Here is a 17,994-nt window from a genome sequence, read left to right as displayed (position 1 = left end):
AACGTGACCGAGAATCCGACGACGCCCGAAGACACCGTCGCAGCCCCGTCCGACAACGATCTCGAACTCATCGCCGCGGGGCGGCACTACAACCCGCATTCCGTACTCGGCGCTCACCCGATGCCGGGCGGAACGGCGATTCGAGCGCTCAAACCCGACGCCGAGAAGGTCGTCGCCCGCATCGGTGGCGTCGACCACGAATTGACCCACGTCGCGCACGGGCTCTTCTCGGTGCTGTTGCCGTTCGAGGACCTGATCGACTATCGGCTCGTGGTGACCTGGCCCGGTGGACACGTCTCCGAATCCGCCGACGGGTACCGGTTCCTGCCCACTCTCGGCGAACTCGATCTCCACCTGTTCGGCGAGGGCAGGCACGAACGGCTCTGGGACATCCTCGGCGCACATCAGCAGTCCTACGCGACACCGGACGGCCCCGTCACCGGCACGTCGTTCGCGGTATGGGCTCCCGCTGCCCAGGGCGTCACGCTCGTCGGCGACTTCGACGGCTGGACCGGGCGAAGCTGGCCGATGCGAGCACTCGGATCGACCGGCGTGTGGGAAGTCTTCGCTCCCGACATCGCGCCGGGCGCGCTGTACAAGTTCCGCGTCCACGGCTCCGACGGCTCGGTCAAGGACAAGGCCGATCCGATGGCCTTCGCCACCGAGATCCCCCCGTCGACGGCCTCGGTCGTCACCGCATCCTCGTACACCTGGAACGACGACGCCTGGCTCGATACCAGGGCCGGCATCGAGCCGACGCAGGCACCGATGAGCGTCTACGAGATCCACCTGGCGTCCTGGCGACCGGGCCTCGGGTATCGCGAGCTCGCCGAGCAACTGGCCGAGTACATCACCGAGACCGGCTTCACCCACGTGGAGCTGCTCCCGGTCGCCGAGCATCCGTTCGGCGGCTCCTGGGGCTACCAGGTCACGGCGTACTACGCACCGACTTCGCGGTTCGGCAGCCCCGACGATTTCCGCTACTTCGTCGACCACCTGCACAGCGCCGGAATCGGCGTGATCGTCGACTGGGTTCCCGCGCACTTCCCCAAGGACGAATGGGCCCTGGCCCGGTTCGACGGTGGCCCGCTCTACGAGCACGGCGACCCGCAGCGCGGCGAGCAACTCGACTGGGGCACACTCGTTTTCGATTTCGGACGACGCGAGGTTCGCAACTTTCTGGTCGCGAACGCGCTGTACTGGATCGACGAGTTCCACATCGACGGGCTGCGGGTCGACGCGGTGGCGTCGATGCTGTACCTGGACTACTCCCGGCCCGAGGGCGGCTGGTCGCCGAACATCTACGGGGGCCGTGAGAACCTCGAGGCCGTCACCTTCCTGCAGGAGATGAACGCAACGGTGCACAAGAAGCACCGCGGTGTGGTCACCGTGGCGGAGGAGTCGACGGCATGGCCCGGCGTCACCCGCCCGACGAATGTCGGCGGACTCGGGTTCAACATGAAGTGGAACATGGGTTGGATGCACGACACGCTTGGCTTCCTCGGGCGTGATCCCATCCACCGCAGCTACCACCACCACGAGGTCACCTTCTCTCTCGTCTACGCGTGGAGCGAGAACTATCTGCTTCCCATCAGCCACGACGAGGTGGTGCACGGCAAGGGCACGCTGTGGACTCGGATGCCCGGCGACGACTACGCCAAGGCGGCCGGTCTGCGCGGCATGCTCGCCTACATGTGGGCGCACCCCGGTAAGCAACTGCTGTTCATGGGACAGGAGTTCGGACAGACTCGTGAGTGGTCCGAGGAACGTGGTCTGGACTGGTACCAGATCGAGGAGGAGCCACTGCACAACGGCGTCAAAACCCTTGTGTCCGATCTCAACTCGACCTACCGGTCACATCCGGCACTGTGGACACTCGACACCTCCCCCAGCGGGTACTCGTGGATCGACGCCAACGACACCGAGAACAACGTGCTGAGCTTTCTGCGGTACGGGTCCGACGGTTCGGTCATCGCGTGTATTTTCAACTTTTCCGGGACCGAGCACGGCAGCTATCGTGTGGGACTACCGGAACCAGGCCGTTGGATCGAGATTCTCAACACCGATGCATCGGAATACGGTGGCTCCGGTGTGGGCAACCTGGGTGAAGTGACGGCAACATCGCACTCGTGGCACGGTCGACCGGCGTCAGGCCAGGTCGCCCTACCTGCCAACGGGGCGATCTGGATCAAACTGGAGCAGTAGATGAGTGGCGGCCGCACACCCCGACTTCTGGCCGCGGCCGCCACCGCAGGGCTGCTCGTGCTGACCGCCTGCGCGCAGACCGTCAGCGGAACCGCCGTATCGATCTACGAGAATCCGTTCAGCGTCGCAGGACTTCCGGTCACCAGCGGCCCGAGCGGGCCGCGTCCCGGTGTCCCCGATTCGACCATCACAGTCGAGAACGCCGAGGGCACCGACTCCGACATCCTCGCCACGAACGCGGTCGACGACATCCAACGATTCTGGGAACAGCAGTATCCGAACCTGTTCAAAGGTTCGTTCACCCCGGTGTCCGAGATCGTCTCGTGGGACGCGTCCGAGGACGAGGGATCGGGCGTCCGATTCTGCGGAGACCGCACCGGCGGTATCCCCAACGCCGCCTACTGCACCCGCGACGACTCGATCGGCTGGGATCGCACCATTCTGCTGCCGGCTCTGGTCGATGCCTTCGGGCCGATGTCGGTGGTGATGGTGATCGCCCACGAATACGGCCATGCCATTCAGCACCAGTCGGGTCTCGTCGGCGACGACACCCCGACCATCGTCGCCGAACAACAGGCCGACTGTTTCGCCGGTGCGTTCATCCGCCACGTCGCCGAAGACGATGTGCCGCACTTCACCATCAACACCTCCGACGGACTCAACGGCGTTCTCGCAGCAACCGTTGCCGTGCGCGACGTCGATCCCAACGATCCCGAATCGGTGCACGGTTCGGCCTTCGAGCGCGTCACCGCAGTGCAGATCGGGTTCACCGACGGCGCGGCAGCCTGCATCGGCATCGACGAAGCCGAGATAGATTCGCGTCGAGCATCGTTGCCGCAGAAGTTCAGTGACCCGGACGACTCCGGTGAGCTACCGGTCACCGAGGACACCCTCGGGTTGTTCACTCGGTCCTTCGAAGCGGTGCTGCCCGTCGCCGATCCGCCGACCGTCGACTACTCCGGGTCGGACACCGGGTGTCCCGACGCCGAGGCGACCGCGCCGGTGTCGTACTGCCCGTCGACCAATACCATCGGTGTCGACGTCGAGGACCTGGCCGAAATCGGACAACCCGAGACCCCACAACGCGGAGATATCTTGCCGCTCAACGTCTCCGGTGACTACAGCGCCTACGTGCTCTTCGCCTCGCGCTACACGCTCGCGGTGCAGAAGGAAGCAGGCCATCGGCTCGACGACCCACAGACCGCCTTACGATCGGCGTGTCTGTCCGGAGTCATCACCTCGGCGATGAGCGCCGAGAACGGTGACACCGGCCTCGACATAGTGCTGTCCCCCGGCGATCTCGACGAAGCCGTATCGGGACTGCTCAGCGACGGCCTCGCCGCCAGCGACATCAACGGTACGACGCTGCCGTCCGGCTTCTCCCGGGTCGATGCGTTCCGTTCGGGAGTTCTCGGCGGCAAGGAACGGTGCGACGCGCGCTACAACTGACCGGTCAGTACAGCGCCGAAGCGAGCTTACGCCGTGCAGAGACGACCAGCGGATCGGCCGAGTCGAACAACTCGAACAACTCGAGCAGACGGGTGCGCAGCGTAGTTCGGTCGTCGCCTGCACTTATCTTGATTCCGTCGATCAAACGAGCGAAGGCCTGCTCCGGTTGCTGACCGGCCATCTCGGCGTCCGCGGCGTCGATCCGGGCCTGCATGTTCGCGGGATCTGCGTTGGCGATCTCGACGGCGTCCGGTGCCACGTTCTGCACCCGAGCCAGGAACTTGACCTGACGCAGCGCCGCGACGGCGTCGGTGTTCTTCGGTTCGGCGTCGATGATGGCCTGGTAGGCAGCCGCTGCTTTGTCGAAATCGCCCTCGTCGATGGCCTCTTCGGCGGCGACGATTCTGGGGTCCTCGATTTCGGGTTCCGGTTCTGCAGCGGCCGCCCCGGGAGGCCCGGTGAGCTTTCCCGCAATCGCCTGCTCGACGGCCTGTAGCCACTGACGCAGCTGCTCGTCCGACTGCGTTCCCTCGAAGTCGGCCAGCGGCTGACCGGCTGCAACGGCTACCACCGTCGGAATGGCTTTCACACCGAACGCCTGCGCGATCTGCGGATTGGAATCGACGTCGACTCGGGCGAGAACCCACGTACCTGCGGCCTCGACGGCCAGTTGGCCGAGCTGTCGCGTCAACGCCTGCGATTGCGGGGACCGGGCGGAACCGAGATCGACGATCACCGGGACCTGTGTGGATCGTTGCAGAACCTCGGCCTCGAACGTCGCCGCGGTCACATCCACGATCGGTGCCAGTCCCCCGGCTTCACCGGCGGGCTCGGCCGCAGGAGCAGGTGCCGGACGGTCCTTGAGAACGGACAAGTCGACAGCACCGGCAATCGAGGCGGGGACGGCAGCTGACGGGCGGACGGGAGGACGGGAACCGGGTCGAGTCACGTCCTACAGTTTGTCACTAACCCGATGCGTCATCCACTGGCGGGCAGTCAGGACGGAACCTTCGCGTCGGCGAAGGGCCGGCCGGTGCTCAGCTCGGCGAGGCGTCCGGTGCGCGCGGCCCAGATCTCGAAGACGACGGTGCCGAACGGGGGAAACGCCGCGACGAGTGCGAGCAAGGTCGCCTTGACGTCCCACTTCAGCTTCACTGCCGTCAGCACGGCGACGGCCAAGTACACGACGAACACGCCGCCGTGGATCGGCCCGAAGATCTTGACGCCGATCTCGTTGCCGTCGGCGGGGATGTATTTGAAGGCCATTCCGATCAGCAGTCCGAGCCAGGTGAACGCTTCGAGCACGGCGACGAAACGGAAGCGTTTTGCTGTGCTGCTCAGGTCGAAGAAATTGGTCATGCCCGCTATTGTGCCCGGTTTGCTACGACAGAACGTAGTGGCTCTGGTCTCAGTTCTTCTCCAGAGCCACTACGAGTCCTACTGCTTCGGTACTCGAACGATGAGGGCGTCGCCCTGTCCACCGCCGCCGCACAGCGCGGCCGCGCCCACTCCGCCGCCGCGTCGCTGCAGCTCGAGAGCCAGATGCAGAGCAATGCGAGCTCCCGACATGCCGAGGGGATGCCCGATCGAGATCGCCCCACCGTTGACGTTCACGATCTCCGGATCGATGCCGAGTTCTCGTGTCGACGCGATTCCGACCGCCGCGAACGCCTCGTTGATCTCGACGACGTCGAGGTCCTTCGGATCGATGCCGTCCTTCTCGCATGCCTTGGCGATCGCGCGAGCCGGCTGCGACTGCAGCGTGGAGTCGGGACCGGCCACCACACCGTGTGCACCGATCTCCGCGAGCCACGTCAGACCGAGCGACTCCGCCTTCTCCTTGCTCATCACCACGACGGCGGCAGCACCGTCGGAGATCTGCGACGCCGAACCCGCGGTGACGGTGCCGGCCTTGTCGAAGGCAGGGCGAAGCTTGCCCAGGGAGTCGACTGTGGTGTCGGCGCGAATGCCTTCGTCCGCGGTGAACTGGATCGGCTCGCCCTTGCGCTGCGGAATCGACACCGGGACCACTTCGTTGTCGAAGACGCCGTTCTTCCAGGCCGCAGCGGCCTTCTGATGCGACGCGGCGGCGAAGGTGTCCTGCTCTTCGCGAGTGATGACCTCGGTGTTCTGGTTGCGCTGCTCGGTGAGCGCACCCATGGCCTGGTCGGTGAAGATGTCGTAGAGACCGTCGTACGCCAGGTGATCCCGCATCGTCACATCGCCGTACTTGAATCCCGCGCGCGACTTCTCGAGCATGTGCGGAGCCTGGGTCATCGACTCCTGGCCACCGGCGACGACGATCTCGAATTCTCCGGCGCGGATGAGCTGATCGGCCAGCGCGATGGCATCGACACCGGACAAGCAGACCTTGTTGATCGTCAATGCGGGCACGGTCATCGGAATGCCGGCAGCAACAGCTGCCTGGCGTGCCGGGATCTGGCCGGCTCCGGCGGTGAGAACCTGCCCCATGATGACGTAATCGACCTGATCCGGAGCAACACCGGCCTTCTCGAGTGCACCCTTGATGGCGATCCCGCCGAGGTCCGATCCCGAGAAGTCCTTGAGTGCGCCCGAGAAGCGCCCGACCGGCGTGCGAGCACCGGCGACGATGACTGTTGTGGTCACGATTTCCTCCGAAAGTGTGAAGACGGCCTTGTCGAGATCAACGCTCCGACGCCGCCTGCCGATACCGGCCGGGCGAAGCACCGAAACGCAGCTGGCGCTAACGTCATGGCCATGACCTCCAGCACGCAGTCTTACACGGGAGCCCCGCTGCGCTCCGACCTGGTGACGGCTATCGACCACGCGGGTGTCGCGGTGCCCGATCTCGACGCCGCCATCGCCTGGTACACCGATCACCTCGGGATGGTTGCGGTGCACGAAGAGATCAACGAGGAACAGGGCGTCCGGGAGGCGATGCTCTCGTTCCCCGGAGCACCGGAGAAGTCCGCTGCACTGCAGTTGCTCGCGCCGATCGACGAGTCGTCCACCATCGCCAAGTTCATCGGCCGCAACGGCCCGGGACTGCAGCAGCTGGCGTACCGCGTCACCGACATCGACGAGATCTCGACCGAGCTGCGCGCTCGCGGCGTTCGGTTGCTGTACGACGCCCCGCGCCGCGGCACCGCCGATTCTCGGATCAACTTCGTCCACCCCAAGGACGCCGGCGGCGTGCTCATCGAACTCGTCGAACCGAACCCCGACGCGCACTGATCGAACTCTGTGAATCAGCCGTATGGCTCTCTACTTGACTCACCGGTAAATTGACGGCCATGGCCATCGATCATGAGCGCACCTCCGCGGTGCAACTTCCCTTTTCCATCGTCCGGAAGGGGTTCGATCGCGACGAAGTCACCAACTACTTCGAGCGGTTCGACGCCGAACTACGGCTGACGACCGCCGATCGTGATGCGGCTGCAGCGCAGGCGCGTGATCTGGCGAAGCAACTCGACGACGCTCGAGACGAGATCGACGAACTCCGCAAGGACATCGATCGCCTGTCGGTTCCGCCCACCACCGCGGAGGGCATGAGCGACCGAATTTCGCGCATGCTGCGGCTGGCGTCGGACGAGGCATCCGAGGTCCGCGCGAAAGCGCACTCGGAGTCCGAGGAAATGATCTCGGTTGCGCAGCAGGAGAGTGCACGTCTGCGCGGACGGCACGAGTCGCTGGTGGCCGAACTCGAAGAGCGTCGGACGGCACTCGAGGCCGAGCACGAGCAGACCATGGCCCAGGCGCGGACCGAGGCGGCTCGCGTGGTCGAGGCCGCGCAGGCCGAACGCGACAAGCTGGCCGCCGAATCCGAGGCCAAGCGCGCCGAGGTTCAGGAGGACTTCGAGATCACGATGGCCGAGCGCCGCACCAAGGTCCTCTCTGCCCTCGAAGAGCTCGAAGCGTCGAGCAAGTCCGATGCCGCCCGCCGCATCGAAGAGGCGACGACCGAGGCTGCGCGACGGCTTCAGTCCGCCAGCGAACAGGCCGAGCGGCGGATCGCGCACTCCAAGGAACTGGCCGAGGAACTGCGTGTACTGCGCAGTCGAGTGCTGGCCCAGCTGCTCGGAATTCGCGGTCAGCTCGATTCGGTACCGGCGATGCTCGCCTCGGTCAATCGAGAGAGCGAACTGCTCGACAATCCCGACCCGACCGCGATCCTGAAGAAGGAAGAAGAGAAAGCTGCAGCGAAGGCCGAGGACGAGAAGGAATCGGCTGACTCCACGTCCTGACTCGTGTCGTCCTGCGCCTGGCCTCCCCCGCTACGACCACCTGCGGGTGAGGCCTCGCGTGTTTCGGCCCGACCAACACCCGGTGTGCCAATGCCGACGATTGTCTGCACCGCCGAAGTCGTCCGACGGCCACGCAACGATGTGCGCGACGCCCGGCCGCACCTCGTGGTCGCAGCCGGGACAGCGATAGGTCTTGACCGCCTTGGCGCCCGGGACCATGCGCGTCGTGTAGGTGTCTCCGTCCGGACCGACCTCGACCCGGTTGCCACCCAGCACGGAATCGGTAGCCGGACCGATATCACTCGGACCGCTCCGATTCGGTCTGCGGGGCTGATTACGACGAGGCACTCGTCCAGTGTAGAGAACGGGTCGACCGATACCGACAGTCGTCAGAAAAGACGGAACTCGGTACTGTCGGTCCCCCGTAGGACGTCGTAGTCGAGTGTGAGACAACGAATGCCGCGATCGGTGGCCAGTGTCTTCGCCTGCGGCTTGATGACCTGCGCAGCGAACACTCCGCTGACCGGAGCCAGCAGGGGATCACGATTGAGCAGTTCCAGATAGCGAGTCAGCTGTTCGACGCCGTCGATCTCGCCGCGCCGCTTGATCTCCACTGCCACTGTTCCGCCGTCGGCGTTGCGGCACAGCAGATCCACCGGTCCGATGGCCGTCATGTATTCACGACGTACGAGCGTGTAGCCATCGCCCAGGGTGCTGACGTGCTCGGCCAACAACTCTTGAAGATGGGCCTCCACACCGTCTTTCACCAACCCGGGATCGATGCCGAGCTCGTGACTCGAGTCGAGCTCGACGTCGTCGATGGTGATACGAAGTTCCTCGCCGGCCTTGTTGGTGACGATCCACTTGATCGTCTCGCCCTCGGTGGTCTCGACCGTCCAGCAGGGCGGAGACATCCAGTTGAGCGGCTTGTAGGCCCGGTCGTCCGCGTGCACGCTCACCGATCCGTCGGACTTGACGAGGAGCAGGCGACGAGCGGACGGGAGGTGTGCGGTGAGGCGGCCGACGTAGTCGACTTGGCAACGAGCAATAACTAGACGCACTCGACCACCTTAAGGCAGGACCCCCCGTTAGTCTGTGACGACCATGCCGCAACTGAGACGATCTGCCGCTCCCCTGGGTTCCCGACTGCTCGGCGACACCTCCGAGTCGCCACGTCGACGACGGATCCGAATTCAGCTGCTGCTGACCGTCTTCTTGGTGCTGTCGAACTTGATCGGCGCGGTCATCGTGGGCGTTCTGATCAGTGTCGTGGTTCCGGGCCCGGACGTCTTGGACATGGATCGCTACTGGTGGGTCAATTTCATCGTCGTGCCGGTCTACGTCTTTCTCGCATTCCTGGTCGGCGTCGTCTGGGGAACCACAAGCGCGCTGAGCAGTCTGCGGTGGGGCATCGAGGATCGTCGACCGACACGATCCGAGCAGGTCGCGACTCTCGCCATGCCGTGGCGTCTGACGCGCATGCAGGTCGCATTGTGGACCGGTGGACTGATCCTGCTGACGACGATCGACGGCATCATCGACCCCCAGGCGATCCCCAAGGTGGCGTTCACCATTGCCGCGGGCGGCACAGTCGTGTGCGCGTTCAGTTACCTGCTCAGTGAGTTCGCGCTGCGGCCCATCGCCGCTCGTGCGCTCGAGGCGGGCGATCCACGTCGTATCCGAATCGCCGGTGTCATGGGACGGTCGATCCTGTCGTGGTTGTTGGGGACCGGCGTTCCTGTCTCCGGACTGATGATGATCGCGGTCTTCCGATTCCTCAGACCCGAGACGAGCGCCAACCAGCTCGCCGTCTCCATCCTTGCCCTCGGCGGAATCACCATCATCTTCGGTTTCGCACTGACTGTCCTCGGCGGATTCGCAACTACCTCGCCCATCAACAACGTACGGGCGGGGATGGCCGAGGTGGAAAAGGGCAACATGGACGTCCGCCTCGCGGTGTACGACGGCACCGAACTCGGTGAGCTCCAGAGCGGGTTCAACCGGATGGCCGACGGGGTGCGCGACCGGGAGAAGATCCGCGACCTGTTCGGTAGGCACGTCGGCCACGAGGTTGCCGAGAAGGCACTGCAGTCCGACAGCGAACTCGGCGGACAGGAACGCGATATTGCGGTGTTCTTCATCGACCTCGTGGGTTCGACCGAGTTGGCAGCATCCCGGCCCCCTACCGAGGTCGTGGACCTACTCAATCGATTCTTCGCCGTGGTCGTCGACGAGGTCGACGACCACGGCGGTTTCATCAACAAATTCGAGGGCGACGCTGCGCTGGCAATCTTCGGAGCTCCCAACGAAATTGCCGACCACTGCGGCTCCGCATTGGCCGCAGCACGAGCCATTGCCCGACGGCTGCTGGTCGAAGTACCCGAATGCAGTGCTGCAGTGGGCGTTGCCGCTGGACGCGCAGTCGCCGGCAACGTCGGTGCAAAATCCCGATTCGAGTACACGGTCATCGGAGACCCGGTGAACGAGGCCGCTCGCCTCTCCGAGCTGGCGAAGAACGCTCCAGGGGCGATCCTTGCTTCCAAGACCGCAGTAGATGGTGCCGCCGACGACGAGGCGCATCGTTGGGAATTCGGTGATGCAGTCACCCTGCGCGGACGGTCTGCGGAAACGGTTCTCGCAAATCCGAAGGACGTCAAGGTCGCGGCGGATAAGCCGGAAGCTGTTCACGCCTGACCCGATCGTTGGGCTCAGTAGGTGTAGTGCCCTGCGTCCCTGCCGTTTTCATCACTGACGACTCGGCCTTCTATTGCCCGGCCCCCCTCGCAAACGCGCTCGCGTTTGTCGAACGCTCACGAAATCGCTGACGATTCTGCGCGCGCCTCGCGAAGGCGAGCGCGTCTGCAGAATCCAGATGTTGCGTAAGCCCGCTTACCCTCACCGCCACGCTTCGATAGCAGTAATCGAGTTGTTGGGGTTCAGTCCAGTTCGGCGGCCCGCAAATGCGCGCGCGTTTGTCAGGTGCGCGCAGTCTGGTGTCGCTGTTCTGCTCGCGTCTGGCAAACGCGCTCGCGTTTGCGACCAGGGTGGGGGGGTGACGGTAACGCGTCGACGATGGGCACTATGGGCGGCGACGTGGTGCTGGCACCTCTGGATTGTGCGAATGCGCGCGCGTTTGTCAGGTGCGCGCAGTCTGGTGTCGCTGTTCTGCTCGCGTCTGGCGAACGCGCTCGCGTTTGCGACCAGGGTGGGGGGGGGTGACGGTAACGAGTCGACGGTCGGCACTATGGGCGGCGACGTGGTGCTGGCACCTCTGGATTGTGCGAACGCGCGCGCGTTCGTCAGGTGCGCGCAGTCTGGTCTCGCTGTTCTGCTCGCGTCTGGCGACTGCGCTCGCGTTTGCCTTCTGGGTGAGGGGGACGAGGCAGGCGGCGCGCGCGGCGAGGGATGGGACTGCAGGTGCAGATGTCGACGCCTGCGCATTCCGGCACCTGCGCATCCAACTGGAAAGCCTGAATCCTGTTGCGGTCGTGGGTGGTTTCGAAATGCGGAATGCCCCCGACCGTGAGGTCGGGGGCATTCCGTTTGTTTGTGTTCGGCGGTGTCCTACTCTCCCACACCCTGTCGAGTGCAGTACCATCGGCGCTGGAGGGCTTAGCTTCCGGGTTCGGAATGGGACCGGGCGTTTCCCCTCCGCTATGGCCGCCGTAACTCTACGAAACAGTTACACACGGAACATCAGCGGTGTCACCTGGTCGGGATAGGTGACGTACTGGTTCATTCAATTGTTGTGCTGAAACGTGTGTTGTTTCAGATATTGCACAGTGGACGCGTAGCTTCTTTGTGGTAAGTCCTCGGCCTATTAGTACCAGTCACCTGCATCGGTTACCCGACTTCCAGTTCTGGCCTATCAACCCGGTGGTCTGCCGGGGGCCTTACCCCCTCGAGGGGGTGAGAAACCTCATCTTGGAACAGGCTTCCCGCTTAGATGCTTTCAGCGGTTATCCCTTCCGAACGTAGCCAACCAGCGGTGCTCCTGGTGGAACAACTGGCACACCAGAGGTTCGTCCGTCCCGGTCCTCTCGTACTAGGGACAGCCTTCCTCAAGTTTCTTACGCGCGCGGCGGATAGAGACCGAACTGTCTCACGACGTTCTAAACCCAGCTCGCGTGCCGCTTTAATGGGCGAACAGCCCAACCCTTGGGACCTACTCCAGCCCCAGGATGCGACGAGCCGACATCGAGGTGCCAAACCATCCCGTCGATATGGACTCTTGGGGAAGATCAGCCTGTTATCCCCGGGGTACCTTTTATCCGTTGAGCGACACCGCTTCCACTTGCCGGTGCCGGATCACTAGTCCCGACTTTCGTCCCTGCTCGACTTGTCAGTCTCACAGTCAAGCTCCCTTGTGCACTTGCACTCGACACCTGATTGCCAACCAGGCTGAGGGAACCTTTGGGCGCCTCCGTTACATTTTAGGAGGCAACCGCCCCAGTTAAACTACCCACCAGGCACTGTCCCTGAACCAGATCATGGTCCGAGGTTGAGGTATCCAATACGATCAGAGTGGTATTTCAACAACGACTCCACAGTAACTGGCGTCACCGCTTCACAGTCTCCCACCTATCCTACACAAACCGAACCGAACACCAATACCAAGCTGTAGTGAAGGTCCCGGGGTCTTTTCGTCCTGCCGCGCGTAACGAGCATCTTTACTCGTAATGCAATTTCGCCGAGTCTATGGTTGAGACAGCTGAGAAGTCGTTACGCCATTCGTGCAGGTCGGAACTTACCCGACAAGGAATTTCGCTACCTTAGGATGGTTATAGTTACCACCGCCGTTTACTGGGGCTTAAATTCTCAGCTTCGCCATCACTGGCTAACCGGTCCTCTTAACCTTCCAGCACCGGGCAGGCGTCAGTCCGTATACATCGTCTTACGACTTCGCACGGACCTGTGTTTTTAGTAAACAGTCGCTTCTCACTGGTCTCTGCGGCCCCACCCAGCTCAGGAAGTAAATTCCGTCACCGGACAGGGCCCCCCTTCTCCCGAAGTTACGGGGGCATTTTGCCGAGTTCCTTAACCATAGTTATCTCGATCGCCTTAGTATTCTCTACCTGACCACCTGTGTCGGTTTGGGGTACGGGCCGTGTAACAACTCACTAGAGGCTTTTCTCGGCAGCATAGGATCACTGAATTCGCCTCAATCGGCTACGCATCACCTCTCAGGCTTGATGAACGGCGGATTTGCCTACCGTTCGCCCTACAGGCTTACACCAGTACAACCACTGACTGGCCCAGCTACCTTCCTGCGTCACCCCATCGCTTGGCTACTACCAGATCAGGTCCCACGCATCCACCACACGCCGGCCACCCGAAGGTGGCAAGTCATATGGATTCAGGGTGGTTAGTGTCACTGATTCACCATGGGCGCGGTTACACGGGTACGGGAATATCAACCCGTTGTCCATCGGCTACGCCTGTCGGCCTCGTCTTAGGTCCCGACTCACCCTGGGCGGATTAACCTGGCCCAGGAACCCTTGGTCATTCGGCGGACGAGTTTCTCACTCGTCTTTCGCTACTCATGCCTGCATTCTCACTCGCGCAGCCTCCACACCTGGATCACTCCGATGCTTCCATGGCTGCACGACGCTCCCCTACCCACCCACACACCTGCACACAAATCCGCAGACTTGCATGGGGCTGTTGTGTGAGTGCCGCAGCTTCGGTGGTGTACTTGAGCCCCGCTACATTGTCGGCGCAGGATCACTTGACCAGTGAGCTATTACGCACTCTTTCAAGGGTGGCTGCTTCTAAGCCAACCTCCTGGTTGTCTTCGCGACCCCACATCCTTTTCCACTTAGTACACGCTTAGGGACCTTAGCTGGCGATCTGGGCTGTTTCCCTCTCGACTACGAACCTTATCGCCCGCAGTCTCACTGCCACGCTCTCACTCACCGGCATTCGGAGTTTGGCTGATTTCGGTAAGCTTGTAGGCCCCCTAGACCATCCAGTAGCTCTACCTCCGGCGAGAAACACGTGACGCTGCACCTAAATGCATTTCGGGGAGAACCAGCTATCACGGAGTTTGATTGGCCTTTCACCCCTACCCACAACTCATCCCCTCAGTTTTCAACCTAAGTGGGTTCGGTCCTCCACGACGTCTTACCGTCGCTTCAACCTGGCCATGGGTAGATCACTCCGCTTCGGGTCTAGAACACGCCACTACACCACAAACGTGGATACGCCCTATTCGGACTCGCTTTCGCTACGGCTACCCCACACGGGTTAACCTCGCGACATGCCACTAACTCGCAGGCTCATTCTTCAAAAGGCACGCCATCACCAGCAACAGAACAAACTGTTCACCAGCTTTGACGGATTGTAAGCGCACGGTTTCAGGTACTATTTCACTCCCCTCCCGGGGTACTTTTCACCTTTCCCTCACGGTACTAGTCCGCTATCGGTCACCAGGGAGTATTCAGGCTTATCGGGTGGTCCCGACAGATTCACAGCAGATTTCACGGGCCCGCTGCTACTTGGGTATTCACAACGACAGTTGCAGTGTTTTCGTCTACGGGACTCTCACCCTCTACGACAGGCCGTTCCAGACCACTTCGACTAACACCACAATTTCTCACTGTCGGCCGATCCGGCAGAATCGACAATGCAAACCCCACAACCCTCCATACGCAACCCCTGCCGGGTATCACACGCACAAAGTTTGGCCTCATCCGCTTTCGCTCGCCACTACTCACGGAATCACTATTGTTTTCTCTTCCTGTGGGTACTGAGATGTTTCACTTCCCCACGTTCCCTCCACACACCCTATATATTCAGGTGCAGGTAACACGACATCACTCGTGCTGGGTTTCCCCATTCGGACACCCTCGGATCACAGCTCGGTTGACAGCTCCCCGAGGCTTATCGCAGCCTCCTACGTCCTTCATCGGCTCCTGGTGCCAAGGCATCCACCGTACGCTCTTCATTACTTACAACAAAGATGCTCGCGTCCACTGTGCAATTCTCAAACAACACACACACCACCATGTTCACGCCACCCTCAGACACCGAGAAACTTTCATCCCTCAGCCGATAGAACCAGCCATGACAGCCTGCATATGTCTTGCCTTGAAAGAAACACTCGCGTGTTCTCTCAGGACCCAACAGTGCATCGATATAGTTCCTGCCGGCGAAACATGGTTTCGCGTTCTACAGGATCTGGTTGTCAGTGTTCCACCCGTGAGCACCGCAGCCCTACATATGAGGACTAAACGGTTTCTGTCGCTGGATCGTCTGCTGACTGTTCAGCAGTGCATCCGAGCGAAGAGGCTCCTTAGAAAGGAGGTGATCCAGCCGCACCTTCCGGTACGGCTACCTTGTTACGACTTCGTCCCAATCGCCGATCCCACCTTCGACGGCTCCCTCCCACGAGGGGTTAGGCCACCGGCTTCGGGTGTTACCGACTTTCATGACGTGACGGGCGGTGTGTACAAGGCCCGGGAACGTATTCACCGCAGCGTTGCTGATCTGCGATTACTAGCGACTCCGACTTCACGGGGTCGAGTTGCAGACCCCGATCCGAACTGAGACCAGCTTTAAGGGATTCGCTCCACCTCACGGTCTCGCAGCCCTCTGTACTGGCCATTGTAGCATGTGTGAAGCCCTGGACATAAGGGGCATGATGACTTGACGTCGTCCCCACCTTCCTCCGAGTTGACCCCGGCAGTCTCTTACGAGTCCCCGCCATAACGCGCTGGCAACATAAGACAAGGGTTGCGCTCGTTGCGGGACTTAACCCAACATCTCACGACACGAGCTGACGACAGCCATGCACCACCTGTACACCGACCACAAGGGGGACCGTATCTCTACGGTTTTCCGGTGTATGTCAAACCCAGGTAAGGTTCTTCGCGTTGCATCGAATTAATCCACATGCTCCGCCGCTTGTGCGGGCCCCCGTCAATTCCTTTGAGTTTTAGCCTTGCGGCCGTACTCCCCAGGCGGGGCGCTTAATGCGTTAGCTACGGCACAGATCCCGTGGAAGGAACCCACACCTAGCGCCCACCGTTTACGGCGTGGACTACCAGGGTATCTAATCCTGTTTGCTACCCACGCTTTCGTTCCTCAGCGTCAGTTGTTTCCCAGAGACCCGCCTTCGCCACCGGTGTTCCTCCTGATATCTGCGCATTTCACCGCTACACCAGGAATTCCAGTCTCCCCTGAAACACTCAAGTCTGCCCGTATCGCCTGCAAGCCCGAAGTTGAGCCCCGGGTTTTCACAAACGACGCGACAAACCGCCTACGAACTCTTTACGCCCAGTAATTCCGGACAACGCTCGCACCCTACGTATTACCGCGGCTGCTGGCACGTAGTTAGCCGGTGCTTCTTCTGCAGGTACCGTCACTCACGCTTCGTCCCTGCTGAAAGAGGTTTACAACCCGAAGGCCTTCATCCCTCACGCGGCGTCGCTGCATCAGGCTTCCGCCCATTGTGCAATATTCCCCACTGCTGCCTCCCGTAGGAGTCTGGGCCGTGTCTCAGTCCCAGTGTGGCCGGTCACCCTCTCAGGTCGGCTACCCGTCGTCGCCTTGGTAGGCCATTACCCCACCAACAAGCTGATAGGCCGCGGGCCCATCCTGCACCGATAAATCTTTCCACCACACACCATGCGGCATGCGGTCATATCCGGTATTAGACCCAGTTTCCCAAGCTTATCCCAGAGTGCAGGGCAGATCACCCACGTGTTACTCACCCGTTCGCCGCTCGTGTACCCCGAAAGGCCTTACCGCTCGACTTGCATGTGTTAAGCACGCCGCCAGCGTTCGTCCTGAGCCAGGATCAAACTCTCCGTAAAAGACCTGCGAAACAACAACCCCCGAAAAGGGCTGCGAATCAGTCAAAGACATCAAGTCAAATCACTAGCAAAAAAACTCAACTAGCATTTCAAAACAACACCCGACAACAACCACCACAAGCGGATGGCTGATACATCGAATGCTTTCACCAAATAAAATTCGGCACTGACATTCATCGACACACTGTTGAGTTCTCAAAGAACACGCACACACTCTCGACCCACGGACACACTGTCCGAAGGCCTCCAGGGCAACTGTTCCAGCCTATCCCAGCTTGGTCTCGGACACAAGGCCCGACTCTTGGGGGATAAAACCTGCCAGGCCACACGTCCAACCTCGTATCCCAGTCCGTGAAGACCAGGTCGGTGTCCGTCGCTCTGACTCGACAAAAGCTACGCCACCAACCCCATGCGCGCAAATCGGCTGGTTGATCGAGCTTGTGCACGCATCCATGCAGGTCCGAGCACATGGATGCTCCAGCCTGCTCCGTTCCGCCGACACATCCTTTCGTGTGACGCCAGCCATATCTGCGGAAATTACTGTCGACACCGGTTTCAGGAGCGAGACAACACAACTACGTGCTCCGGCTCTGCAAGGTGTGGTTCCACGTCATCGGCACGTACTGCACGCCCGACGCTGTCACCGATGGGCACAACACCCGCCCAGACTCCCCCGGCAACAATGTCGGACACATCGTCGACCGGTCCGCCGGCACGTGCCTTCACCGATGCCTCGTACAACGAAAGCGCCAGCACGCTGGTCGCTGCGACTTCTTTCCTCGTATGCGCACGCAGGTGTGCACTTCTACCCGGGACGACCTGATCGACTATTGCGTCCAAAGCGCGGATTCGCTCCTGCTCGTCCTCTACTCGACGCGGCCGCCCAACCACGACCGCACTTCGATAGTTCATCGAGTGATGGAACGCGGATCGAGCCAGGACCAACCCGTCGACGACGGTAACCGTCACGCAGATGTCCTGCGCCGTTGCCTCGATCAGGCTGCGAGAGGCGACCGAGCCGTGCAGGTACAGAGTTCCGTCCCTGTCCGGGCCGTCCGGATCCACGCCGAACACGGTCGGAAGCACACGCGGCACGTTCTCCACCACTACGCCCAGATGGCAGAGGCGAGCCGAGCGGAGAACGTCCAGCAATGCCGATCGCTCTGCTCGCGCGCGCTGCCGACCACGGATCACCGTGGTTCTGGGCATCGGGGACAGGAGTGATTCGTCGGTCGTCATGACTACAGGATCCCGCTCGGTTGGCTCACTGTCATGGTCCAATAAGTGGTGACTTTGCT

11 protein-coding genes and 3 rRNA genes are annotated in these 17,994 nt (G+C 61.8%); 5 read left to right on the top strand and 9 right to left on the bottom strand.

What is annotated here, in order from left to right; translation table 11 throughout:
* Window positions 1–3: 3 nt before the first annotated feature.
* Both glgB and AABD04_RS08840 read left to right on the top strand, forming a co-directional pair.
* Complete coding sequence (glgB, locus tag AABD04_RS08845; protein ID WP_341440922.1) at window positions 4–2,205, top strand: 1,4-alpha-glucan branching protein GlgB; 2,202 nt, start codon at window positions 4–6, stop codon at window positions 2,203–2,205.
* On the top strand, window positions 2,206–3,654 hold the full coding sequence (locus tag AABD04_RS08840) for a neutral zinc metallopeptidase (protein WP_341440920.1): 1,449 nt from the start codon (window positions 2,206–2,208) through the stop codon (window positions 3,652–3,654).
* Window positions 3,655–3,658: 4 nt separating this feature from the next.
* On the opposite strand, the gene AABD04_RS08835 is transcribed toward AABD04_RS08840, so the two are convergent.
* The 3 genes from AABD04_RS08835 to AABD04_RS08825 form a co-directional block, all read right to left on the bottom strand.
* Window positions 3,659–4,603 carry a tetratricopeptide repeat protein gene (locus AABD04_RS08835; protein ID WP_341440919.1) on the bottom strand — a complete coding sequence of 315 codons (945 nt, stop codon included), beginning with the start codon at window positions 4,601–4,603 and terminating at the stop codon, window positions 3,659–3,661.
* Between the two features lie 47 nt (window positions 4,604–4,650).
* Window positions 4,651–5,013, bottom strand: a complete 363-nt coding sequence (locus AABD04_RS08830; RefSeq protein WP_423228126.1) for a DUF3817 domain-containing protein — start codon at window positions 5,011–5,013, stop codon at window positions 4,651–4,653.
* Between the two features lie 78 nt (window positions 5,014–5,091).
* Entirely contained in the window at window positions 5,092–6,282 is a 1,191-nt protein-coding gene (locus AABD04_RS08825) for an acetyl-CoA C-acetyltransferase (protein ID WP_243594191.1), read from the bottom strand.
* 105 nt (window positions 6,283–6,387) lie between these two features.
* Here AABD04_RS08825 and mce point away from each other — a divergent pair, with 105 nt between their 5' ends.
* Window positions 6,388–6,870, top strand: a complete 483-nt coding sequence (gene mce / locus AABD04_RS08820; protein WP_374230246.1) for a methylmalonyl-CoA epimerase — start codon at window positions 6,388–6,390, stop codon at window positions 6,868–6,870.
* Window positions 6,871–6,929: 59 nt separating this feature from the next.
* Window positions 6,930–7,880, top strand: coding sequence for a coiled-coil domain-containing protein (locus tag AABD04_RS08815; protein WP_243609753.1), 951 nt, complete (start codon window positions 6,930–6,932; stop codon window positions 7,878–7,880).
* A gap of 30 nt (window positions 7,881–7,910) precedes the next feature.
* Here the strand turns inward: AABD04_RS08815 and AABD04_RS08810 are convergent, their stop codons facing one another.
* Both AABD04_RS08810 and nucS read right to left on the bottom strand, forming a co-directional pair.
* Window positions 7,911–8,228, bottom strand: a complete 318-nt coding sequence (locus tag AABD04_RS08810; protein WP_341440918.1) for an ATP/GTP-binding protein — start codon at window positions 8,226–8,228, stop codon at window positions 7,911–7,913.
* Window positions 8,229–8,269: 41 nt separating this feature from the next.
* Window positions 8,270–8,941 carry an endonuclease NucS gene (nucS, locus tag AABD04_RS08805; protein WP_243594195.1) on the bottom strand — a complete coding sequence of 224 codons (672 nt, stop codon included), beginning with the start codon at window positions 8,939–8,941 and terminating at the stop codon, window positions 8,270–8,272.
* Window positions 8,942–8,984: 43 nt separating this feature from the next.
* Between nucS and AABD04_RS08800 the strand changes: the two genes are divergently transcribed.
* Window positions 8,985–10,574 carry an adenylate/guanylate cyclase domain-containing protein gene (locus tag AABD04_RS08800; RefSeq protein WP_341440917.1) on the top strand — a complete coding sequence of 530 codons (1,590 nt, stop codon included), beginning with the start codon at window positions 8,985–8,987 and terminating at the stop codon, window positions 10,572–10,574.
* 857 nt (window positions 10,575–11,431) lie between these two features.
* Here the strand turns inward: AABD04_RS08800 and rrf are convergent.
* The 4 genes from rrf to AABD04_RS08780 form a co-directional block, all read right to left on the bottom strand.
* Window positions 11,432–11,548 (bottom strand): 5S ribosomal RNA (gene rrf / locus AABD04_RS08795).
* A 132-nt stretch (window positions 11,549–11,680) separates the two neighbouring features.
* Window positions 11,681–14,836: ribosomal RNA gene (locus tag AABD04_RS08790) — 23S ribosomal RNA — on the bottom strand.
* A 342-nt stretch (window positions 14,837–15,178) separates the two neighbouring features.
* Window positions 15,179–16,696, bottom strand: a 16S ribosomal RNA gene (locus tag AABD04_RS08785).
* The 16S, 23S and 5S rRNA genes sit together here, the layout of an rRNA operon.
* A gap of 555 nt (window positions 16,697–17,251) precedes the next feature.
* On the bottom strand, window positions 17,252–17,935 hold the full coding sequence (locus AABD04_RS08780; protein ID WP_341440916.1) for a pyridoxamine 5'-phosphate oxidase family protein: 684 nt from the start codon (window positions 17,933–17,935) through the stop codon (window positions 17,252–17,254).
* Window positions 17,936–17,994 lie beyond the last annotated feature (59 nt).

This window comes from Rhodococcoides navarretei, assembly GCF_038069675.1.
Taxonomy (GTDB): domain Bacteria; phylum Actinomycetota; class Actinomycetes; order Mycobacteriales; family Mycobacteriaceae; genus Rhodococcoides; species Rhodococcoides navarretei.
This window is presented reverse-complemented; position numbering and strand designations above follow the sequence as displayed.